Here is a 21,550-nt window from a genome sequence, read left to right on the forward strand (position 1 = left end):
ATTTATAAGTAATAAAAATGAAAGATGTACTTCTAAAAGTGTAAAATTAAGTTTTAATCAGGAACAATTACCTTAAATTTTCATTTACTTTGTTGTATGTAGCGCAGAGATATGACCTCAGATGTAAAAATTGATATCAGAAAACTCACCATTGAGCAGATCAAAGAAATGATCACTGCAATGGGCGAGCCTTCATTTCGGGCAAAACAAATCTATGAATGGCTTTGGCAAAAGTCAGCCACATCTATTTCACATATGACCAATCTACCGCTATCTTTAAGGCAAAAACTGGATGAGTTGTATGAAATCAATCCGATCAAAACCGATAAAATTCAGAAAAGCCTGGACGGAACCATAAAAACAAGATTTGAGCTCTACGATGGGCATAAGATCGAAGCAGTACTGATCCCGGTACCGGATGATAAAAGATTTACAGTCTGTGTATCGACGCAGGTAGGCTGTAGCCTCACGTGCAAATTTTGTGCGACTGGGCAGATGAAAAGGGTCAGAAATCTGGATCCCTCTGAAATCTACGATCAGTACGTTCTAGTCAACCAACAATGTATCAATACCTATGGGCAACCATTAACCAATGTAGTGTATATGGGTATGGGCGAACCCCTTTTGGCGTATTCGAGTACACTTGAAAGTGTCTATTTGCTTACTTCACCTGCCGGACTCAATATATCTCCGAAGCGCATTACTGTCAGTACTGCCGGCATAGCAAAGATGATCACCAGACTTGCTGATGAAGATGTAAAATTTAATCTGGCACTTTCTTTGCATGCAGCTGATGATGTCAAGAGAAATGAAATTATGCCCATCAATGAACAGAATAATCTGGAGGTATTGATGGAAGCATTAAGTTACTTCTATAAAAAAACCGGAAATAAAATAAGTTACGAGTATATAGCTTTTAAAAATTTTAATGACAGTATGGAAGATGCTAAAAATCTGGTCAAACTCTGTAAGCAGTTTCCTGTCAAAGTCAATATAATAGAATACAACTCAATCGATGGAGTGGTATTCGTGAAGGCAGATGAAGAAAAAACAAATAACTTTGCAAAATATTTGCGTAGCCACGATATCATGGTGACGATAAGGAGAAGCCGTGGAAAGGATATCGATGCCGCATGTGGTCAGCTGGCAAATAAAGAATAAAATCAAAACAATAGCATATGGTAAGTAATGAAATAACCGCGTTGCTTAAGAGCAATGAAAATGCAATCCGACAACTCTTTAAAACGCAGGAACCCAATTTTTGGGAAGTACAGCCTGAAGGCAAATGGTCTGCTGGCCAGCATGTCATCCATCTTGTGCAATCCACTAAGCCGCTGCTGAATGCATTGCGTCTGCCTGATTTTGTTTTGAAATGGAGATTTGGTACCAGCAACAGACCGTCAAGAAATTTTGAAGATGTCGTGGCCAGATATGAAGAAAAACTCTCAAAAGTAGCTCCCGGCATTGTCGGCCCTTTTTCGAGAAATATGCCTGATTCGCCTGCAATAGAAGCTGATACATACCTGAACCAACTCCAGGAGATCAATGAAAAACTCAACAAAGCAACTTTAAAATTGTCAGATAAACAATTGGATACGCTATTGCTGCCACATCCATTGATGGGAAAGATGACTTTGAGAGAAATATTAATGTGGAATGCCTACCACACTATGCACCATATAAGTGTGCTTAAAGAAAAATATCTGAATAAATAAATCTTTTCTGAAATGTACAAACAACAGATCAACAATACGCCAGAATATTTTGACCGGTATATAGCATGTGTGCCGGACATAGACCTGACGGATGCTCTAAGTATCTATGGTTCGGAAATGATTCATGCTGAAAAAAAGGCGTTGAGTCAAATAGGTCATCATGTATATGCACCGGGCAAATGGACCATCAGGGATATCTTGCAACACATCATCGACACAGAAAGGATTTTTGCATACAGGGCGCTCCGAATAGCCAGAAATGACCAAACCGCATTGCCTGGATTTGATGAAAACATGTTTGTAAAAAATGCTCATGCTTCCGGCAGAAAACTCAACGACCTGATCACAGAGTTTGATATCGTGCGTCAATCGACAATTTTATTGTTCAATAGTTTTAATGATGAAGATATGATGCGGGAAGGCTTTATATTCAAGTCCAATATTTCTGTTCTGGCCCTTGGTTTTACAATAGCAGGGCACTGTATCCATCATATGAATGTCATGAAGGAAAGGTATTATCCGTTGCTGAGCATATAAATTCTGAACTTTAAAATACAACCATGCCTACTCAATGGTATCATGCCAGGGTTTTAAAAATAGAACAGCTCACAGCATTTACCCGACGGTTTACAGTTGAAGTACCGCAGGACGCAGGCATCTTTCATTTTATACCGGGCCAGTTCGTGACCATGGATCTTCCCGTGAGTGAAAAACGACTGCACAGGTGGCGTAGCTATTCGATTGCTAATTGCCCGGATGGTACCAATATTCTTGAATTTTGTATTGTAAGATCTGAGGATGGACTTGGCACAAAATATCTGTTTGAAGAAATCAGTGTTGGTTCAGAGCTGAAGTTTAAAGGACCGGATGGTACTTTTGTTTTGCCGGCAGACCTGAATGATGAAATCATCATGTTGTGTACAGGTACAGGTGTTGCTCCGTTCAGAAGTATGATACAATATATAGAAAGTAATAATATTCCTTTCGGGAAGATACATCTCATATTTGGGACGCGAACCTATCAGGATATACTATATCGTGAAGAATTTGAAAAAATTCAAAATCAAAATCCTGCTTTTCAGTATTCCGTAGCACTATCCCGTGAAAACAAGAAAGGTTTTCACCATGGTTATATCCACGATATCTATATGAATGAATATAAAGACATAAAAAGTGACAGAAAATTTTACATTTGCGGTTGGTCAAAAATGATTGATGAAGCCATTGTCAAACTGATGATTGATTTAAAATATGACAAATCACAAATTCATTATGAATTATATGGATGAGCCATATCGGGCAAAAAATGTTGATGTATGAATTGGTATATCAAAGATACATGGCGGTTTCTCCAAAAATTGACCATAAGACGTATTGTTAATGCATTAAAATTATTTACTTCATTTTACCTTACAAAATGGACAAGAAGGCCTATTCAATGGGGCTTGCCCATGACCATATCATTTGAACCTACGACTGCCTGCAATCTAAGGTGTCCTGAGTGTCCGTCGGGACTGAGAAGTTTTACCAGAGAGACAGGCAATCTCAAGACAGATTTTTTCAGGAAAACGATCGATGAACTTTATACGGACCTGGTGTACCTCATTTTTTATTTTCAGGGAGAGCCGTATATCAACCCTGATTTTCTGTCTATGGTCAAATATGCATCCGATAAAGGGATTTACACCATTACTTCTACAAACGGACATTTTTTGAATGAAGAAAATGCCAAAAAAACGATTGAATCAGGGATAGACAGAGTGATAATATCAGTGGATGGCACTACTCAGGAAGTATATGAAAACTATAGAAAAGCAGGAAAACTGGAGACTGTATTACAAGGCGCAAGAAATCTTGTGAAATGGAAAAAGGCATTAAATTCCAATACACCTCATATCATCTTTCAGTTTCTGGTAGTCAAACCCAATGAACATCAAATACCTGAAATATATAAACTTGCAAAAGAAATAGGCGTTGATGAAGTCAAACTCAAAACTGCTCAGGTGTATGACTACAAATACGGTAATGAATTGATACCAGACATAGAAAAATTTTCAAGATATGCCAAACAAGCCGATGGTACTTATAAAGTTAAAAACGAATTACTGAACCATTGCTGGAAATTGTGGCACGCATGTGTGATAACCTGGGACGGCATCGTGGTACCATGTTGTTTTGATAAAGATGCTGAGCACAGACTAGGTGACCTCAAAAATGCTGATTTCAGGGCTATATGGCATAGCGAAAATTATCATCAATTCAGAACTGCATTGCTTAAAGGAAGGGAGCAGATAGATATTTGTAAAAATTGTACTGAAGGTTGTAAAGTGTGGGCATAACGAAAAAAGATGAGATATGTATAAGTTTTAAAAATTCTTAAGACTTACATCCGATTCTAATTCATCACCAAATGAATTGAGCAATTCAGATGATTTGAGAAGAGTTTTATCGCCGGCATAAACACTCAATCTGTAAGCCAGATATGCAAAAAAAGGCGCGGCAAAGACATCAAAAGAATAGTGAACTCGTTGCCACATGAGTAACAAGCCAACTATACACGCAATAAAGAAAAATATCCTTTTGCGTCTTTTGTCTCCAAGAAGTAAACCTATCAAAACTAAATTTGCGGTGTGTCCTGAAAAAAACAAATCTTTCTCAAGTACTTGTCCTCCATAAAATAATTTTTCAATAATAGGATCTGTCAATGGGATGATACCAATAGGAGGCTCTAATGGAACCAATAACATGGTCAATGATCGCAGTACACAAATAAAAAAAGCCGAAAAGAAAAAATAAGTGGTATTTTTTGGATTCATGAAGATCAACACCATACCAATAAAAATAGGTATGAGCGTCAAAGGCATAGTGATACGGCTAAGATTTAATGGGTCCATCAGAGCCAGAATAGGGTCACTATATGCCATACCAGGTCTGGTCTCATTCCATATCATAAACTTTGAAAACATTGATACAGAAAAAAAGCCGCTGGCTACAAGTAAAATAAAAAAAATGAGTCTTCTTTTATTTGATAAAAAGACCATCCAATTTTCAATCATGTAATAATTATGATTTCTAAATTGCAAAATTAAAAAATTTGTAACTACTCAGGTATAAAAGCATAAAAATAAAGTTGTAAAAATACAAAAAGAGTTATAACTTTGTACGACCAACCTTAAAGTATTGATATAGAACTTGATTTAAAATCAAGAAAATATCGAAAATTTATCTTCCATATTAGTTTTAGTTGAGCAGCTTCGCCAAGAATTGGTCGAGGTAAAAGAAGAATTACGTCTTACCAAAGAAGAATTACGTCTTACCAAAGAAGATAACGAAAAATTAAAGGCAAGGATAATAGAATTGAGTCATAAAAAGAATAGCTCAAACAGTTCACTTCCTCCTCAACGGATATACAAAGAACAACAAAAAGTCTCAGACAAAAAAGTGGCAAGAAAACAGGAGGCCAAACTGGTCACGAAGGAACTACATTAGAATTTCACTCTGAACCCGAGGTAATTGATCACATTGACCAGACGTGTCCAGTATGCGGAACAATTTATATCGATGTTCCAACATTGAAAGAAAGGCGACAAGTCTTAGACATACCGCCCATTGCCATACAAACATATGAGCATAGGGGTGTACGAAAGACGTTGTAGTTGTGGAGCTTGTTGTGTCAGTTCTTTTCCTGACCATGTAAAGAGTCCGATAAGTTATGGTCGAAACATTGAGACATTATGTGGATACTTTTCAGCCAGACAGTATGTGAGCGTATCCAGAATACGAGAGATGTTTGCAGACGTATTCAATCTAAACATCAGCGAAGGAACAATTGTCAATAAAATAAAGTCTTTGGCACAAAGATGTATGCCACAGTATGAAGAAATACAAAAAGAGGTACAACAAAGTAGCTGTGTGGGAACAGATGAAACAGGAGGCAAGGTAAACGGTAAGTTGCGATGGTTGTGGGCATGGCAAACAAGATTAGTCACCTTTATAGTAGTTTCATCAAATAGAGGCTTTGAAACTATTGAGAAGTACTTTGGCGAAGGATTTGTTAATACTATATTGGTCCATGATTGCTGGAAGGCACACTTCATCATAGGGGCAAAAGGACGTCAGATATGCCTAAGCCATATACTTAGAGAATTACAATACTTTATTGAAAAGAGAAATAAATGGGCTTACGAGTTGACTAAATTAATATGGAAAGCCTTGGCTCTAAAAAAATAATGCTTACAAATGCTGAAGCCAACTATGAAACACAAATCAACCAAATTGAAAAAACACTAAACCACATACTGAATAAAGAGATACATTCCAAAGATAAAAAACTACATACTTTACAAAAAAAGACTAAACAAACACCAACAATATCTACTTACTTTTCTAAAAGTAATGGAAGTACCACCAGACAACAACTTTAGCGAACAAGCCATCAGAAACGTAAAGGTAAAACTCAAGGTTAGCGGTCAGTTTAGGTCAGACCAAGGTGCTTCATATTATGCAGTCCTAAGATCAGTTATTGATACTGCTATAAAAAGAAATCTAAACGTTCTCCAAGTATTAGCTAATGCTTAACTTTGTACCTGAGTAGTTACCTTTCTCTTAAATATTCTGTACAATAATCTGCATGAAATTGAGAATGTGTGTTATAATTTTTATAAACACCCATTTTTTCAGGATCATTATTTTTGACATTATAAAACCTTATGAATTCAACAAGGTTACTACTTTTAGGATTTGACTTAAAAACTAGCCTGTTTCCTAAAAACCAAGTTTCAATACAACGATTTTGAGGAATCACTACTAATTCACAATTTTTTAGTTTAATGGCTTCATTTGCAACAAAATTTGTAACTTCTTGAATTCTTTCATTTATTGTGGATTCATCAGTATCAAGAATTAATACTAAATAGTTAAAATTTCCTAACTCATTGATTTCTTCAATTGACTTAACTAGATGATTATGAAGCAATGCAGGAAATCCATTTCCATTGAACAGAAAGTAATTCTCATTTTTGGCTTGATAGGCCCATTGAACTTGTGAAAATTTTGGGATTAAAAATGACAACCAAGCAGGATAAACCTTTTTCTCGGTTCTTCTACCTTCTACTATGAAATATAAATTCATATTTCTGCGCCAGTTTGATATTGCTCGAGTTGAATTAACTGCATGAATGCATCATGTTTTGATTTGCCAATATTATATTCATAAGGATTATGTGTCTTTACTACTCCTTTGGTCCTTGTAACTAGTTTCCAATTTGAAAATCCAATATTATTTATTATATAAGGGTGGTGGCTAGTTAATATAAATTGGGTTTGCCTTTTCGAAGCCAGAATATCACTAGTTAATTCATTGATACAGTTTATTCCTAAACTGTTTTCAAATTCGTCAATTAAAAACACACTACCTTCACTGCAAAGATAAATTTCACTTATATGAATTAAGCTTCGAAACATTCCTGAAGAGATATATTCTTGCTTAATCCATTTTTCAACTCCTCTTTCCTTAATTTGAATAAAAGGATATTCTTTAAAGAAAAAAGGAAGGTCAACCTCATCTTCATAATCTAATGGTTCAACTTTAATATCTTCAACTTGTGGAAATATATCAATATACCTGTCACGAATTTGTTGAAAAGTTTTGAATGAATTTTTGTAACTAAGAAATAATTTTATTCGTAACTACTCAGGTACATGGCTGTTCAACCAAAAAATGCCCATTTTAAGTGATACTTCAGCTTTTTTCGTCAATAGCCCTGCTATTCACTCAAAAAAGAGCTTCGTCTGACTTAAAATGACCTGATTTTTGTGATTTGAACGCATATACCTGAGTAGTTACAAAAATTTGATTATTTAAAGTTGGTTTAGTGGCTTATTTAGAAATTATTATAATCATAACAGGGGTATAAAACTTCAGATTTGTTTCTACCTTTGCCAAAATTAAGATCAATGATCAACCGGAAAACTGGGCCAATTATTAATAAAATAGATAAATTATTACTTCCTGATTATGAACTACATACACTACCAAATGGCATAAAAGTATGTGAAATAAATTCAGGAAGTCAGGACATCATAAAATTTGAAATATTTCATAAAGCAGGTCGGGCGATAGAAGATCATCATCTGGCCGGGAGAGCTGTTTCTTCCCTTATCAAAGATGGGACGGCCACCAAAAATTCGGCAGAGCTCTCTGAAGCGATAGATTATTTTGGTGCCAGTATCAAGTCAGCATCAAATATGGATTATTCTTATTGTACATTATACAGCCTTACAAAACATTTTGGCAATGTCATTCCTGTACTCCATGATATGTATCATCATCCGATATTTCCAGAGGACGAAACAGAAAAGTTCAAAAATCTCAATATTCAGAAGTTAAGGGAAGAGTTATCAAAAAATGAAGTCTTGGCCTATAGAAAGATAACAGAAGAAATCTACGGAACAACCCATCCTTATGGTTATAATAGTACCGAGGCAGATTATACTTCTCTCACATCTGATATGTTGAAGGATCATTTTCAGAACTATTATGGCAGCGACAATTGCCATATTTTCATAAGTGGGCGTATCACAGATGAAATCAGAAAAGTGACAGCAGACCTTTTTGGTTCCGAACACAAAATCAGCAAAAAGAAAAACTATGCACATATCCCATCTGATGTACTGGGACGTAAAATCAATATTACAACCAAAAATGAACACCAGTGTGCCTTGAAAACAGGGCACCATTTATTCAATAAAAATCACCCGGATCATGCAGCATTTTTTCTGTTGAATGTAGTCTTTGGCGGATACTTTGGCAGCAGACTCATGATGAGTATCCGTGAAGAAAAAGGATATACTTATGATATTTCCAGCAATATGGATCAATATCTTTATGATGGCTGTTTTTATGTAAGTACGGAGGCAGATCCCGGCTATATTGAACCCATTCTCAGCGAAGTGCACCATCAGATGGATTTACTTTGTCAGGAAAAAATTGGAGATAAAGAATTGGATATGGTAAAAAATTATTTAATGGGAACATTTTTAAATATGCTTGATGGTCCTATGAATACATCTTCGGTTGTGAAGAGTATGATACTCACTGATAAAAGACCTGAAGATTTTATAGCTTTCAGTCAGGAATTGGTACAAATGCCTAAGGAAAGAATCATGGAAGTTGCCCAAAAATATTTTAAGCCTAAAGACTTTATCGAGGTAATAGTGTCTCCTGAATAAGCTTAAGGTTTAATTTTTATGTTTAGACGATTGGATCAAACAAAATTTACTAATCGATACAAACGGTGTCAAGAATGAATAAACAGGTTAATAAAATCAAAGGTTAATAAATAATTGGACAAATCGCCACATTATCAGTAAAAAATGATAGAGTTCACACTAAAAATCATTAATTTTGCGTCTTTTTAATCTATATCATTTTTTATCAAAAACACCATCAACCTGAAACATAATGAGGTTTTTTAATTTTTTTACACAAGAGTTGGCAGTCGATCTGGGAACAGCCAATACTCTTATCATTCAAAATGACAAAGTGGTCGTCGACGAACCATCCATAGTTGCTGTAAACAGAAATACAAATGAGGTCATAGCTGTAGGACAAAAAGCTATGCAAATGCATGAAAAAACACATGACAATATCAAGACTATAAGACCACTGAAAGATGGGGTTATAGCTGACTTTCAGGCAGCTGAGGCGCTCATTCAGGGTCTGATCAATATGATAGGTGAAAAGAGAAGATTTTTTACCCACCTTAAAATGGTTATTTGTATCCCATCCGGAATTACTGAAGTGGAAAAAAGAGCAGTTTTTGACAGTGCAGACCACGTGGATTCAAAAGAAACTTATCTTATCCACGAACCAATGGCTGCTGCATTGGGAATAGGACTGGATGTAGAAGAACCTATTGGAAATATGGTCATTGATATCGGGGGAGGAACTACAGAAATAGCCGTGATAGCACTTTCAGGTATAGTAACTGATCAATCTATCAGGATTGCCGGAGATGAGTTTACCAATGATGTCATCGACTACATGAAAAGAAAACATAATATTCTGATAGGAGAACGTACTGCAGAACAAATAAAAATAAATGTCGGTGCGGCGATTCCTGATATAGTTGATCCGCCGGCAAAATTTGCTGTAAATGGCAGAGATTTGCTTACCGGTATTCCAAAGCAGGTTTTTACAACTCATGTGGAGGTGGCAGAAGCAATAGATAAATCGATTTCTAAAATTGAAGAAGCTGTACTTAAAGCCCTTGAAGATACTCCACCTGAGTTATCATCAGATATATTTCGCACTGGTATATATCTCACCGGAGGTGGCGCATTATTGAGAGGATTGGACAAAAGGATGGCAGCAAAAACCAAACTTAAAGTTCATATTGCAGATGATCCGCTCAGGGCTGTTGTAAGAGGTACGGGTCTTGCTCTGAAAAATTCTGCAAGATATTCCTTCCTTATGGATAGAAAAAGCATTTGATATTTGTAATTTAACTATTGAATGAACAATGTCATTCAACTTTTAGTACGGTATGGAGCGCACTTGTTATTCATAGTGCTGGAAGTCATATGCTTCAATCTCATCATCAATTACAATAAAACCCAAAGGGAAGTATTTCTCAACTCTTCCAACCTTTATGCCGGAAAAATTGCCGAACAAAAGGCAAGACTTTCACAATTTGTATCTTTAAGTGAGGTGAATGACAGCCTGATGTTTCAGAATGCCAATTTGGTGGAACAACTTATCACCATCGATTATAGAAATGACAGAATTCCGGCTGCTGATAGCTTATTAATTGATCAGTATAAATTAATTCCGTCCACTGTATGTAATAGTACAATTCATCTCTTGAACAATCATATCACCTTGTGCAAAGGTAGTAGAGAAGGTATAAGAAAAGATATGGGCGTCATTTCTTCCCATCAGGGTATAATAGGAGTAGTGAGAAATGTCTCAGAAAATTATGCACATGTTACTTCAATCCTTCATAGTCAGTCCAAAATCAGTTGTGCTATAAAATCGCGATTCGGACATGGTACACTGGTATGGAATACAGGTGATCCTCTCCGGGCAAATCTGGAATCTATACCAAAACATGAAAAAATAATGTATGGAGATACTGTGATCACGAGTGGTTACTCCACTATCTTTCCACGAGGAATATTAGTAGGAAAGGTGGAGACCTTTTCTGTGAAACCCGGAAGTAATAGTTATGATATCACCGTAAAACTTTTTAACAACCCGATGAATCCTAAATATGGATATGTGATACAAAACAAATATGCCGACGAACAGTCCAAACTCGAAAATGAAGTAGAAAATGAGTAGAGTTATCAGCACAAATGTCATAAGGATCTTACTTTTGTTTTTTTCCCAAGTCTGGATATTTAAACAAGCCTCACTTCCCATCGGTAATATTTCAAATGTACATTTTCTGATTTACCCAATGGCTATTTTACTTTTGCCTGTCAAAACGACAAGGTCTTTACTTCTGATAATTGCATTTGTTTTTGGCATCTGTTTGGATATTTTTTACGATTCGCCGGGCATACATGCAGCAGCTTTAGTATTTACTGCGTATGTAAGAAATATTGTTATCGCACTTTTAGAACCATTTTCGGGGTATAATATTGATGATGTCCCTACTATCAAACAGCTGGGATTCTCATGGTTTATTTCTTATATCAGTATATTATTGCTGATACATTTTTTTGTGTATTTCAGCATAGAAGCATTTTCGTTTGTATACATTTTTGAGATATTTCTAAGCTCGGTTTTTAGTTTTATTTGCAGTTTTATTGTGGTGATGATTATTCAGTTTATTTTTAATACCAAATATTGAACCTAAATATCTAAAATGAGATTCGTAGTGAGAGCTTCAAATACAATCCGCCCCGGCGGAAGCACTTTTAGCGACAAATCATACTGTGTGCAGCTATGCTGTAGTCACCACTATGGTGCGAAGCTATAAGTGATCCGCCGCGGCGGAGACTGATTTTGAAGTATTTGGAGGTCGTAATAGATTATTATTTTAGATTTTTAGGTTGAATACTAATAATTCATGAGACATCTTACTGATCGCAAATTTGTTTTTTTATATACCATTGTGATAGTGGCAATAATATTTATATTCAGGGCTGCACAAATGCAATTGTTTTCAGGAGAGTATACAGAGCGGGCCCGAGAAACAACACTGGAAAGGAAAATGATACATCCCGCCAGGGGACTCATTACGGACAGAAACGGGAAGACCATGGTTTATAATAAACCTATCTATGTGATTTATGCATTGTATCGAAAGATAGACCCCAAAATGGATACTACTTTGTTTTGCCATCTTCTCAATATTGATAAAACCACATTTATTGATAATTTAAAGAAGGATTGGAGTAGCCAGTTATTTCACAAATCGACCCCTTTTGTTTTTTTAAATAAAATCAGCCCTGAACAATTTGCAATATTTCAGGAGCACATACATAAGTTTCCTGGGTTTACCGCTGAAGAAAGGATCATAAGAGGATATCCTCACCATAATGCGTCCCATGTATTGGGTTATCTGGGTGAAGTAAACCAATCAATTATTGATAATTCAGTTGGTAAATATGAAATGGGAGATTTCATAGGAAAAACAGGCCTTGAAATTGCATATGAGAACGAACTCGGAGGTACTAAAGGTATCAATTATATCCTTAAGGACCCACATAACAGAAAAATAGGGGCATATGAAAATGGGAGACTTGACAGTTTGGCGATCCCCGGAGAAGATATGGAGATCAGTATAGATCTGGAATTGCAGGCATATGCAGATAGTCTTATGATGAATAAAAGAGGAGGACTTGTAGCAATAGAACCTTCTACTGGGCAGATACTTGCTATGGTCAGTGCTCCTACATATGATCCTAATATACTCAGTCTGGACCAAAACAGAAATGAGGGAATGAGTCAATTATTGATGGACACCATCAACAGACCACTAAATAACAGGGCTGTTACCAACAGATATCCTCCCGGATCTATCTTTAAACCTATTTTGTCACTGATTGCAATGCAAAAAGGGCTTTATTCAGCCGGTCGAGGAGGCATATGCAGAGGAGGCTATCGTTTGAGTGCCAGCAAGGTGGTAAAATGTCATGGACACGCTCCTATCACTGGCATTTCTTCAGCGATCCAATATTCCTGCAATACATATTATTGTGGTATGATGAGAGAGTTGCTCGACATGTATTCCTTTAAAAAGCCAGGTATCGGTCTGGATACTGTGGTTTCATATCTAAAGGATTTTGGGTTAGGAAGTAAACTGGGACTTGATTTTAGTTATGAAAATAAGGGATTTATACCTAATTCAGCTTTCTATGATCGAGCTTACAGAAGTGAGCTGACAGGATGGAGGTCAGCATGGGTTATTTCGCTGGGTATCGGTCAGGGAGAAATGCAGTTGACCACTGTACAAATGGCAAATCTTGCTGCCATTTTAGCTAACAGAGGGCACTTCTATACACCACACTTCATCAGAAAATATCTATCAGGTAAGCCTGTGCCGGACAAGTTTACTACCAAACACAAAGTCAGAATCGATGCGAGGCATTTTGGCCCTGTGGTCGATGGTCTGGAAAATGTAGTTCTCGCAGGTACTGCAAGAGTAGCATTTGTCGAAGGGCTTGATATCTGTGGCAAGACAGGTACATCACAAAACACACACGGCAAGGACCACTCTGTCTTTTTCGGATTTGCACCCAAAAATAATCCAAAGATCGCAGTAGCTGTTTTTGTTGAAAATGCCGGATGGGGTGGGGATTGGGCAGCTCCTATTTCCAGTTTGTTGATCGAGAAATATCTAAATAAAAAAGTATCCCCTGCGAGAAAATATCTGGAAGACAAAATGTTTAAAGGGCTTGTTAAAACAGCCGGCGCCGTTCCTAAAATAGTAGGTTTGTAATTTTCTTTGCATTTGCTGCTTAATATTTAATTGATAATTCGTAAATTGTGCCAAATGTTTACGAATTATGGATTCATCAAAAGTACATGTTCACTCACTTTTTACTGACTTTGATATAGCGCTGTTTAAGACAGGCAAACATTACCACATATACAATTTATTAGGATCACATCTGCTGCACCTTAATGGCGAAGATGGTTGTTATTTTGCAGTATATGCACCTAATGCCGAAAAGATATGCGTAGTAGGTGAATTTAATCATTGGAACGGATCGAATCACATGTTGTATTCAAGATGGGATGGTTCCGGTATCTGGGAGGGTTTTATCCCCGGTGTGAATCATGGTTCTATATATAAATACAAAATATATCCATACAACCACGGTCGCATCAGAATGAAAGCTGATCCATATGCTATCAAAGCAGAAGTTCCACCCAGGTCAGGTTCCGTAGTCTGGGATTTTAAGTATCACTGGAATGACAAAAAATGGATGTCAGACCGCAAAACTATCAATACACATCATCAGCCTCACTCGGTCTATGAGATGCATTTTGGCTCATGGAGGCGTCATATTGAAGAAAAAAGATCACTGACATATGTGGAAATGGCCGACCAACTAATTCCCTATCTGTTAGAAATGGGGTATACTCATGTAGAGTTTTTGCCACTTGCCGAACATCCCTATGAACCGTCCTGGGGATATCAGGTGACGGGATATTATGCAGCTTCAGGGAGATTTGGGAATCCGGAAGCATTGATGCATTTGATAGATAAGTTGCATCAGGCAGGCATCGGAGTTATTATGGATTGGGTTCCGGCACACTTTCCGTCTGATGACTTTTCACTGGCTACATTTGATGGGTCGTGTGTATATGAACATCCGGATCGCAGGAAAGGCTTTCATCCCGATTGGAATACATTGATTTTTAACTACGGAAGGCCCGAGGTACGCAGTTTTCTGATATCCAATGCCTTTTTCTGGCTCGGGAAGTATCATATTGACGGGTTGAGGGTAGACGCTGTTTCATCAATAGCTTTTCTGGACTATTCGAGAAAAGAAGGAGAGTGGGAGCCCAATCAATATGGAGGTCGCGAAAATCTTGAAGCTATCAGCTTCCTACAGGAGTTCAATACAGCAGTATATGGGGCATTTCCGGGGATTCAGACTATCGCCGAAGAATCCACTTCATACCCAATGGTGTCAAGACCAGTTCATCAGGGAGGACTCGGATTTGGTATGAAATGGATGATGGGATGGATGCATGATACTATAGATTATTTTAAAAGGGAGTTTAAATACAGAAAGTTTCACCAAAATGACATTACTTTCAGTATCATGTATGCTTTTTCTGAAAATTTTATGCTGGCATTATCTCATGACGAAGTGGTACACGGCAAATCGTCTATGATTGGAAAAATGAGCGGCGACGAATGGCAGAAATTTGCAAATCTGAGGACACTGTATGCTTACATGTTTACGCACCCGGGCACTAAACTTTTATTTATGGGAAATGACATGGGACAATACAATGAATGGAATTTTACCATCCAATTGGAGTGGGATTTACTCCAGTATCCATCCCACAGGGGTTTGAATGATACAATCAAGGCTCTCAATCATCTTTATAAATCTGAAAAAGCATTATATCATTACAACTTCAGTCCTGTAGGATTTGAATGGATCGATGCCGGTGACCGAGCTAATTCCATATTGATATTTCAAAGAAAATCAGATATAAAAAACGATGTACTAATGATAGTATGCAATTTGAATATCACTGCGCACAATACCTACAAGGTCGGACTTTATGCCAAACAGACCTGGCAGATGATATTTAATTCTGATGATAAGAGTTTTTGGGGTAGCGGATATGAAGTAAAAAGAAAGGTTGCAACCAGGAAAATAGAATGGAATGGCAGAAAACATACACTGGAAATAGATATTCCACCATTGTCCGTAACAGTCTATCGCTTGTTATCATCATTGGAAGACAAGCCCAAAGCAACAAAAACTAAAGCAGCGACAACAAAAAAAGTGGAAACCAAAGTGAAGGGTAAAATTCCATAACATTTTAGTTGGCCATTTTCAAATCATGAATAGTAATACAAAAGTGTGTATAACATATGGCACTTCTTTTAGGATAAGAATGAAAACGGCAAACGGCATTTATGAGTATTAGTCCAAATGGAATATTTCCTCAATTTACCCCGACCCCTGAAGGAGAGATCAGATGTCTGAAGAGGTAAAGGGTGGGTCGCCCCTTGAGGAAATGAGAGTTATTGGGAAGGTAATTTGGCTTTTCTTACCCCTGCCCCTGAAGGGGAATGCAGTGCTTTTATTATGACAAGTGGGTGGGGCGTCCCTTGAGGAAATGAGAGTTATTGTGAAGGTAATTTGGCTCTTCTTACCCTTGCCCCTGTAGGGGAATGCAGCACTTTTATTATGACAAGTGGGTGGGTCGTCCCTTGAGGGAATGAAGGTAGTGGGCAAACGGCACTTATGAGTATGAGTCCAGATGGAATATTTCCTCAATTTACCCCCGACCCCTGAAGGACAGATCTGATGTCTGAAGAGAGGTAAAGGGTGGGGCGTCCCTTGAGGAAATGAGAGTTATTGGGAAGGTAATTTGGCTTTTCTTACCCCTGCCCCTGAAGGGGAATGCAGCGCTTTTATTATGACAATTCCTGGAATTGGTATTATTCATTACCTTTGAGCCAAATAAGTTATCACATAATGAAATTTGCCACCAAAGTTATCCATGCGGGAATTGAGCCTGATCCTTCAACAGGAGCGATCATGACACCTATCTATCAGACATCAACCTATGTGCAGGCAGCACCGGGCGATCATAAAGGATATGAGTATGCGCGTACTCAAAATCCAACAAGAACAGTACTGGAAAAAAACCTTGCTGCACTCGAAAATGCCACAGATGCTATTTGTTTTGGAAGCGGACTGGCAGCCATGGATAGTGTACTGAAGCTGCTCAATCCAGGAGATGAGGTGATTGCTTGTGACGATTTGTATGGCGGGTCGTACAGGATCATGACAAAGGTATTTGGAAAGTACGGGATTAAATTTCATTTTGTCGGTATGAGCGATGTAAATGGCCTGAATGCTCTGATGACTTCAAATACCAAAATGATCTGGGTAGAGACACCTACCAATCCTATGCTCAACATCATAGACATCAAAGCAGTATGTGACCATGTAAAAGGTAAAGGTATCATGGTATGCGTAGACAATACATTTGCATCACCTTATCTACAGAATCCATTGGATTTGGGAGCAGATATCGTAGTACACTCGGCTACAAAATATATCGGTGGACACTCTGACGTCATACATGGTGTAGTGATCACCAATGATGCTGATATATCAAGACAAATCAGATTTTTGCAGAATGCAGTAGGTGCTGTACCAGGTCCCCAGGATTGTTTTTTGATTCTCAGAGGTATCAAGACCTTGCATATCAGAGTAGAAAGAGCGTGCCAAAATGCAGAAAAAATTGCCCTTTATCTCAAAAATCACCCAAAAGTATCCAAAGTTTATTTCCCGGGCTTTCCGGACCATCCAAGTCATGATGTGGCTAAAAAGCAGATGAAAATGTTTGGCGGCATGGTATCCTTTGATTTGGTAGCCAACAATGAAGAGAGCGCACGCAAAGTACTGAGCGGTACACATTATTTTTCATTGGCTGAGTCACTGGGTGGTGTAGAGTCCCTGATAGGTCATCCGGCGAGTATGACACACGGGTCTATACCGAGAGAAGAAAGGCTCAAAGTGGGATTGACGGATTCTTTGATACGTTTGAGCGTAGGCATAGAAGATGTGGATGATTTGATACAGGATTTGGAGGAGGCATTGGCTTTGGTTTAAGAAAGCAATTATACCCAACAGAAAATTGAATGTGAAAATTTATGATAAACTTGGGTTAGTTTGTTGATTTTCAGGCATATTCTCTTGAATTAACTATTTTGATATTATCCTTCTGCCTTTTTATTTGAAATTTAGAAATAAGAATAAGTTAAAAATTTTATTGCCTTAAAATCAATATATTATGATCATGAAATCAAAATAATCGCCTTATTTAGTTCACCTGCCCGCCTATAAAATAGTTGTCAGGCAGGCCAAAGCGTTGATTATTTTATCGTCAGAACCATAATGTTTTGAGTTACAACTAAGAAAAATTTTAAACATACTCTAAAGTGGAAAAAAGGAAGATAATAAAATTGACCCTTCATCCGAAATAAGTCGACATTTGTAGATAATCCTCTAGGATCGGTATTTAGTCATGCAACTCAATAGGACACAATAGCGTCATTGGTGTATAATTTTGATTTTATAACCCATTAAATATTTATCATCATGAAAAATTTAAAAAGTATTTTCGCAGTTGTTGGTTTTGCTTTGATGACACAATTTTCGATCGCAGGCGATGTTTCAGTTGCCAAAAAACCCGAAAGTGTACAAATCCGGACTATCCTCAATAGCATTGATTTTACAAATCTTGTTAAGTCTGAGACAAAGCTGAATATCAGTTTTTTTATCAACTCACAAAACGAAGTGATCGTTGTTACTACCAACAACAAAGAGTTGGACGGTGTAATAAAGAGTACGCTGAACTACAAAAAAATAGCGGTTAATGAACTGGAATACAACAAAGTATATACCGTTCCTGTCCACATAAAATAAGAGTATGTTTATATTTATATGTTTGAGCGAAAGTGAGGAAATTTAATTTTGGACAAGGCATATTTTGCAGTCGTAGCCGGTCAAGACGATTTTTAGAAAAATGTCTTGATCGGGACAGAAGCGTCCCGGAAGCTCAAGCGTAGCTTGACCCCTTACAGCGAAAAATATATTGATGGCTAAAAATAAATTTGCCACTTGGAGCCAAATGATAAAAGTATAAACATACTCTAAGCATTTTTCATAGTTAATTGTTTTGAAGCCGAAGGAAAATGATTCTTCGGCTTTTTTATTGAAAAATTATGGCGTATAGATTGTGTAGATATAATTTTTTCAAAGAAAATTATCATCGTTTATATTGTCCTAGAAGTACAATGAAAATTATTCAATGATGACAAACTACTTTTCTGATATAAGCACAAGTTTAAACAATTCACATTAGTTTCACTATTACAAGCCATCCAAAGAGAAGTCAACTAAACCAGGTGGTATCATCAAGATTAATAAGGACTTTTTGCTGTTTTGGCATTTTCTGGAAGTTGAAACTCTTTGGCGTCAAGCTTCATTTCTTGAAGGGAGATCGCTTCACTTACCAAATTGAACTGTTGCGTATCTATTATAGATTTCAGTGGAAGTGATTGGGATACGTTCAGGTATTCATACCAATTACCATAAAAATGGTTCTTGAATAATGCAATGTCCACACCAATTTTTTGATTGAAGTAGTATTTTTGAACTCCGCTTTTACAATTCATTTTGACTTCATCACACTTGTAACCAAGTATGTCCACAACGCCTTTGTTTATTTCAACACTAATTACACTGTCAGGATTTATATTGCCGACATTCCAAAGGATAGTCTCAGAGTTTGCTATTTTATTATACAGTTTATTGTCTTTGTTAATGTAAAGTTGCCATTTAATGAGCGTACCGTTAAAACTTGATTTGTAGTTGCCTTCTTTAATAATGTATTCCTGGACAGTTCCCATCATGGAGTTGAATTGTTGGTCCTGCACGTTTGGAAGTTTACTCTTGTAACTATTTTGATATGTGATTTTGCCTTCAAAAGTCTGTCCGTAAACGATTATTGCAATAATTGCTAAAAATAATGTCAGAAGATTTCTCATTGTTTTTATTGTTTTTATTATTTCGTTGTTAAAGTTTCAAATATCCACCTACTTCTTCTCCAACACCACCACTATCTTGTTGAAATCAGCGGCAGCATTAACGACTTTTTTATAATCTTCAAATACAGATAGCGGGAATTGCATACTTTTGTAATACTCATGGTTGGTCACTTCTAGTGTTTTGTCCGTTTGTTTTGCGCTGCTGCGCCATCCACCGGCATCCTGGCCATCGACTTTGACATAATGCTCTATATTAAACACTTCCGGATTTGCGATTTTATAGCCATCGGGTAGTTTGATGGTGATATTTCTGGTGTAGAAATGCGGAAAATACATCTCCACAGGTAGCACCCGTTTTTCAGCCTGATACATTTCCATTTGCCTGCCGATGAGTACACCTACATTAAAGAGAAGATTGTCGCCGGCTTTTTGAAGCAGGTCTTTGCCATGAAATCTTACATCTATGATAAACGGATCTTTTCCGAGGTGTTGGATACCATCATTTGAAGTTTGGATGGATATTTTTCTGCTTCCTGCGTAAAATTATTGGCTATATCATCAACGATTTCCTTGTATCTGTCATCGGGCACAAAATCTTTGATGACCTGATAGTTTGTGGCAGAGTAACCCTGATATTTGTGGATAGTATGTACTTCAGGATTTTCTGTGTCTTTGGTAAAATCTATGACGATGTCAGTAAAATCATGTGTCGTATTGCCATCCGGTATTTCTATCATTTTGACTTCACCCACTCCCATCTTCGCACCTCCAAACTCTCTTTCCCTGATAAAAAGGCCATAATTGGCTCCATAGTTAAAATTGAATAATGGTATACGATACTCTGCAGATACCGGCTCCATATATTTATTAATGTCAGGAAAGTAAAAAAGAACCTCGTCTACCTGCTCGAGTGTCTCAAAATCTTTATCAAAAAAGGTTTCAAATCTTTTGGAAGTCAGTACTGTCTGGTAGCCAATGTTCAACTTTTTGAAAACGGCAGTGTACAGCCTGAGCATATCGAGTTCGTTGGCCTGTTTTGACTTGACAGCATCAGCAAAGGATTTATTTTCATCAAAATATCTATTGTACGAAACCGTTGTTTTTATCTTATTCTCGATATTCCGAATTTGTTCAGTCGGGTCTTTTGATATCGGAATGTCCTTGATGAACTTTAGGATGACTTCATCTGCTTTTTTGTCTGTTTCAGGATGCAGATTTTCATATACAGCCCCTGCAAACTCCCTGTAATTGTTCAGATTTTTTGCTCCCGTGGCAGTATTGGAGTCCAGTTTGTACTTAAAAAATTTGCTTAGAGCCGTCTCATTGGCATAGGTTTCATCTGTCGGTAGTGGTTCGATCATGGATGCTTCAATCTTGTAGGCGTTTTTTTTGTCTCCGTAAGCTTTTTCTGTAAGTTTAGCTTCGGGGAGACCATTGTATGACTTAAATTTAAATCCCAGATGAGATGGACATATCAGTTCAAAAGATGTGTTGACTACCGGACTGTTACTTTGTAATCCGACCATTCTTCCATTGAAAGAAGGAGCTTCTTCAAGTATAAATATTTTTTCGATGATGGCTCCTTTTTCAAGTCCGTTTATGGCAAAATAATGATATTTGACCCCTGTTTCATTATTGATTTCCTCTTTGATATCAGCTTTGCTGAGTTCTGTTTTTTTGCCATTCCTGAGTATGACTCTGAGTTTATTGGTAAGCACTGACTCATCCATCCTGAAAGGTAAATATACTTTATTGTTGCGCTCTATAGACTTATCTGAATTAATGATGATTTTTTCATGCAACAGAGAGAATTGTCTAACATTTTTTTCATCTGCGGTGACTTCTTTTTTTATGATCTTTTGGAGAATGACTTCATTTTCATTGATCAAAGAGAGAGGTACTTCCATGTTGGTATCATCAAAGGTATAGTCTTTAAACTCAAAAGTCTGACTGTATGCCAATGAAAATATCATCAGATGAAAGCAGACAAGTATTAATTTTTTCATTATTGATTGGTTTGTTTTATTTATTAAGGTACTAAATTTTTAAGTAAATTTTCAAAAG

The 21,550-nt window shown here is 37.0% G+C and carries 22 protein-coding genes; 16 read left to right on the forward strand and 6 right to left on the reverse strand.

What is annotated here, in order from left to right:
* Window positions 1–111 precede the first annotated feature (111 nt).
* From rlmN to IPK35_01690, 5 genes are read left to right on the forward strand one after another with little or no spacing between them, the layout of a single operon-like run.
* Window positions 112–1,161 (forward strand): 23S rRNA (adenine(2503)-C(2))-methyltransferase RlmN, encoded by a 1,050-nt coding sequence (gene rlmN, locus IPK35_01670; protein ID MBK8052007.1) that lies wholly within the window; start codon window positions 112–114, stop codon window positions 1,159–1,161.
* A 17-nt stretch (window positions 1,162–1,178) separates the two neighbouring features.
* A complete protein-coding gene (locus IPK35_01675; protein ID MBK8052008.1) occupies window positions 1,179–1,715 on the forward strand; it encodes a DinB family protein in 537 nt (178 codons plus the stop codon).
* A gap of 12 nt (window positions 1,716–1,727) precedes the next feature.
* Window positions 1,728–2,252: a DinB family protein gene (locus IPK35_01680; protein ID MBK8052009.1), complete on the forward strand. Its 525-nt coding sequence runs from the start codon at window positions 1,728–1,730 to the stop codon at window positions 2,250–2,252.
* A 23-nt stretch (window positions 2,253–2,275) separates the two neighbouring features.
* Entirely contained in the window at window positions 2,276–3,004 is a 729-nt protein-coding gene (locus IPK35_01685; protein ID MBK8052010.1) for an FAD-dependent oxidoreductase, read from the forward strand.
* A 27-nt stretch (window positions 3,005–3,031) separates the two neighbouring features.
* Window positions 3,032–4,054: an SPASM domain-containing protein gene (locus tag IPK35_01690; GenBank protein ID MBK8052011.1), complete on the forward strand. Its 1,023-nt coding sequence runs from the start codon at window positions 3,032–3,034 to the stop codon at window positions 4,052–4,054.
* Between the two features lie 27 nt (window positions 4,055–4,081).
* Here IPK35_01690 and IPK35_01695 read toward each other — a convergent pair whose 3' ends face one another.
* The gene (locus IPK35_01695) at window positions 4,082–4,666 is read right to left on the reverse strand and encodes a hypothetical protein (GenBank protein MBK8052012.1); all 585 of its coding nucleotides are present in this window, start codon (window positions 4,664–4,666) and stop codon (window positions 4,082–4,084) included.
* 313 nt (window positions 4,667–4,979) lie between these two features.
* Here IPK35_01695 and IPK35_01700 point away from each other — a divergent pair, with 313 nt between their 5' ends.
* The 3 genes from IPK35_01700 to IPK35_01710 all read left to right on the forward strand — a co-directional run bounded on the left by IPK35_01700 (window position 4,980) and on the right by IPK35_01710 (window position 6,293).
* Window positions 4,980–5,204, forward strand: a complete 225-nt coding sequence (locus IPK35_01700) for a hypothetical protein (protein ID MBK8052013.1) — start codon at window positions 4,980–4,982, stop codon at window positions 5,202–5,204.
* Window positions 5,205–5,324: 120 nt separating this feature from the next.
* Window positions 5,325–5,945, forward strand: coding sequence for a transposase (locus IPK35_01705; protein MBK8052014.1), 621 nt, complete (start codon window positions 5,325–5,327; stop codon window positions 5,943–5,945).
* A gap of 72 nt (window positions 5,946–6,017) precedes the next feature.
* Window positions 6,018–6,293 carry a transposase gene (locus IPK35_01710; GenBank protein ID MBK8052015.1) on the forward strand — a complete coding sequence of 92 codons (276 nt, stop codon included), beginning with the start codon at window positions 6,018–6,020 and terminating at the stop codon, window positions 6,291–6,293.
* Window positions 6,294–6,309: 16 nt separating this feature from the next.
* Here IPK35_01710 and IPK35_01715 read toward each other — a convergent pair whose 3' ends face one another.
* Both IPK35_01715 and IPK35_01720 read right to left on the reverse strand, forming a co-directional pair.
* Window positions 6,310–6,846, reverse strand: a complete 537-nt coding sequence (locus IPK35_01715) for a hypothetical protein (protein MBK8052016.1) — start codon at window positions 6,844–6,846, stop codon at window positions 6,310–6,312.
* On the reverse strand, window positions 6,843–7,397 hold the full coding sequence (locus tag IPK35_01720) for an ATP-binding protein (GenBank protein MBK8052017.1): 555 nt from the start codon (window positions 7,395–7,397) through the stop codon (window positions 6,843–6,845). The genes IPK35_01715 and IPK35_01720 overlap by 4 nt, the downstream gene beginning before the upstream one ends.
* 273 nt (window positions 7,398–7,670) lie before the next feature.
* On the opposite strand from IPK35_01720, the gene IPK35_01725 reads away from it, so the two are divergent.
* The 8 genes from IPK35_01725 to IPK35_01760 all read left to right on the forward strand — a co-directional run bounded on the left by IPK35_01725 (window position 7,671) and on the right by IPK35_01760 (window position 18,362).
* Window positions 7,671–8,945, forward strand: a complete 1,275-nt coding sequence (locus IPK35_01725; protein ID MBK8052018.1) for an insulinase family protein — start codon at window positions 7,671–7,673, stop codon at window positions 8,943–8,945.
* Window positions 8,946–9,177: 232 nt separating this feature from the next.
* Window positions 9,178–10,209 carry a rod shape-determining protein gene (locus IPK35_01730; GenBank protein ID MBK8052019.1) on the forward strand — a complete coding sequence of 344 codons (1,032 nt, stop codon included), beginning with the start codon at window positions 9,178–9,180 and terminating at the stop codon, window positions 10,207–10,209.
* Window positions 10,210–10,230: 21 nt separating this feature from the next.
* Window positions 10,231–11,058, forward strand: a complete 828-nt coding sequence (gene mreC, locus IPK35_01735) for a rod shape-determining protein MreC (protein MBK8052020.1) — start codon at window positions 10,231–10,233, stop codon at window positions 11,056–11,058.
* On the forward strand, window positions 11,051–11,572 hold the full coding sequence (locus tag IPK35_01740; protein MBK8052021.1) for a hypothetical protein: 522 nt from the start codon (window positions 11,051–11,053) through the stop codon (window positions 11,570–11,572). The genes mreC and IPK35_01740 overlap by 8 nt, the downstream gene beginning before the upstream one ends.
* Window positions 11,573–11,791: 219 nt before the next feature.
* A complete protein-coding gene (locus IPK35_01745; protein ID MBK8052022.1) occupies window positions 11,792–13,666 on the forward strand; it encodes a penicillin-binding protein 2 in 1,875 nt (624 codons plus the stop codon).
* A 67-nt stretch (window positions 13,667–13,733) separates the two neighbouring features.
* Entirely contained in the window at window positions 13,734–15,734 is a 2,001-nt protein-coding gene (gene glgB / locus IPK35_01750) for a 1,4-alpha-glucan branching protein GlgB (protein ID MBK8052023.1), read from the forward strand.
* A gap of 666 nt (window positions 15,735–16,400) precedes the next feature.
* Complete coding sequence (locus IPK35_01755) at window positions 16,401–17,546, forward strand: cystathionine gamma-synthase (GenBank protein ID MBK8052024.1); 1,146 nt, start codon at window positions 16,401–16,403, stop codon at window positions 17,544–17,546.
* 489 nt (window positions 17,547–18,035) lie between these two features.
* Window positions 18,036–18,362, forward strand: coding sequence for a hypothetical protein (locus IPK35_01760; GenBank protein MBK8052025.1), 327 nt, complete (start codon window positions 18,036–18,038; stop codon window positions 18,360–18,362).
* 497 nt (window positions 18,363–18,859) lie between these two features.
* Here IPK35_01760 and IPK35_01765 read toward each other — a convergent pair whose 3' ends face one another.
* The 3 genes from IPK35_01765 to IPK35_01775 all read right to left on the reverse strand — a co-directional run bounded on the left by IPK35_01765 (window position 18,860) and on the right by IPK35_01775 (window position 21,492).
* The gene (locus tag IPK35_01765) at window positions 18,860–19,486 is read right to left on the reverse strand and encodes a hypothetical protein (protein ID MBK8052026.1); all 627 of its coding nucleotides are present in this window, start codon (window positions 19,484–19,486) and stop codon (window positions 18,860–18,862) included.
* A gap of 48 nt (window positions 19,487–19,534) precedes the next feature.
* On the reverse strand, window positions 19,535–19,864 hold the full coding sequence (locus IPK35_01770) for a hypothetical protein (protein MBK8052027.1): 330 nt from the start codon (window positions 19,862–19,864) through the stop codon (window positions 19,535–19,537).
* 83 nt (window positions 19,865–19,947) lie between these two features.
* Window positions 19,948–21,492, reverse strand: coding sequence for a DUF3857 domain-containing protein (locus tag IPK35_01775; GenBank protein ID MBK8052028.1), 1,545 nt, complete (start codon window positions 21,490–21,492; stop codon window positions 19,948–19,950).
* Window positions 21,493–21,550 lie beyond the last annotated feature (58 nt).

The organism is Saprospiraceae bacterium, from assembly GCA_016713025.1.
In the GTDB taxonomy this organism is placed as follows: Bacteria; Bacteroidota; Bacteroidia; order Chitinophagales; family Saprospiraceae; genus OLB9.

Bases quoted from the DNA above. Each gene is read 5' to 3' on its own strand.
- rlmN (MBK8052007.1), top strand. From the start codon at position 112: ATGACCTCAGATGTAAAAATTGATATCAGAAAACTCACCATTGAGCAG.
- IPK35_01675 (MBK8052008.1), top strand. From the start codon at position 1,179: ATGGTAAGTAATGAAATAACCGCGTTGCTTAAGAGCAATGAAAATGCA.
- IPK35_01680 (MBK8052009.1), top strand. From the start codon at position 1,728: ATGTACAAACAACAGATCAACAATACGCCAGAATATTTTGACCGGTAT.
- IPK35_01685 (MBK8052010.1), top strand. From the start codon at position 2,276: ATGCCTACTCAATGGTATCATGCCAGGGTTTTAAAAATAGAACAGCTC.
- IPK35_01690 (MBK8052011.1), top strand. From the start codon at position 3,032: ATGAATTGGTATATCAAAGATACATGGCGGTTTCTCCAAAAATTGACC.
- IPK35_01695 (MBK8052012.1), bottom strand. From the start codon at position 4,666: ATGATATGGAATGAGACCAGACCTGGTATGGCATATAGTGACCCTATT.
- IPK35_01715 (MBK8052016.1), bottom strand. From the start codon at position 6,846: ATGAATTTATATTTCATAGTAGAAGGTAGAAGAACCGAGAAAAAGGTT.
- IPK35_01725 (MBK8052018.1), top strand. From the start codon at position 7,671: ATGATCAACCGGAAAACTGGGCCAATTATTAATAAAATAGATAAATTA.
- IPK35_01730 (MBK8052019.1), top strand. From the start codon at position 9,178: ATGAGGTTTTTTAATTTTTTTACACAAGAGTTGGCAGTCGATCTGGGA.
- mreC (MBK8052020.1), top strand. From the start codon at position 10,231: ATGAACAATGTCATTCAACTTTTAGTACGGTATGGAGCGCACTTGTTA.
- IPK35_01740 (MBK8052021.1), top strand. From the start codon at position 11,051: ATGAGTAGAGTTATCAGCACAAATGTCATAAGGATCTTACTTTTGTTT.
- IPK35_01745 (MBK8052022.1), top strand. From the start codon at position 11,792: ATGAGACATCTTACTGATCGCAAATTTGTTTTTTTATATACCATTGTG.
- glgB (MBK8052023.1), top strand. From the start codon at position 13,734: ATGGATTCATCAAAAGTACATGTTCACTCACTTTTTACTGACTTTGAT.
- IPK35_01755 (MBK8052024.1), top strand. From the start codon at position 16,401: ATGAAATTTGCCACCAAAGTTATCCATGCGGGAATTGAGCCTGATCCT.
- IPK35_01760 (MBK8052025.1), top strand. From the start codon at position 18,036: ATGAAAAATTTAAAAAGTATTTTCGCAGTTGTTGGTTTTGCTTTGATG.
- IPK35_01765 (MBK8052026.1), bottom strand. From the start codon at position 19,486: ATGAGAAATCTTCTGACATTATTTTTAGCAATTATTGCAATAATCGTT.
- IPK35_01770 (MBK8052027.1), bottom strand. From the start codon at position 19,864: ATGGAAATGTATCAGGCTGAAAAACGGGTGCTACCTGTGGAGATGTAT.
- IPK35_01775 (MBK8052028.1), bottom strand. From the start codon at position 21,492: ATGAAAAAATTAATACTTGTCTGCTTTCATCTGATGATATTTTCATTG.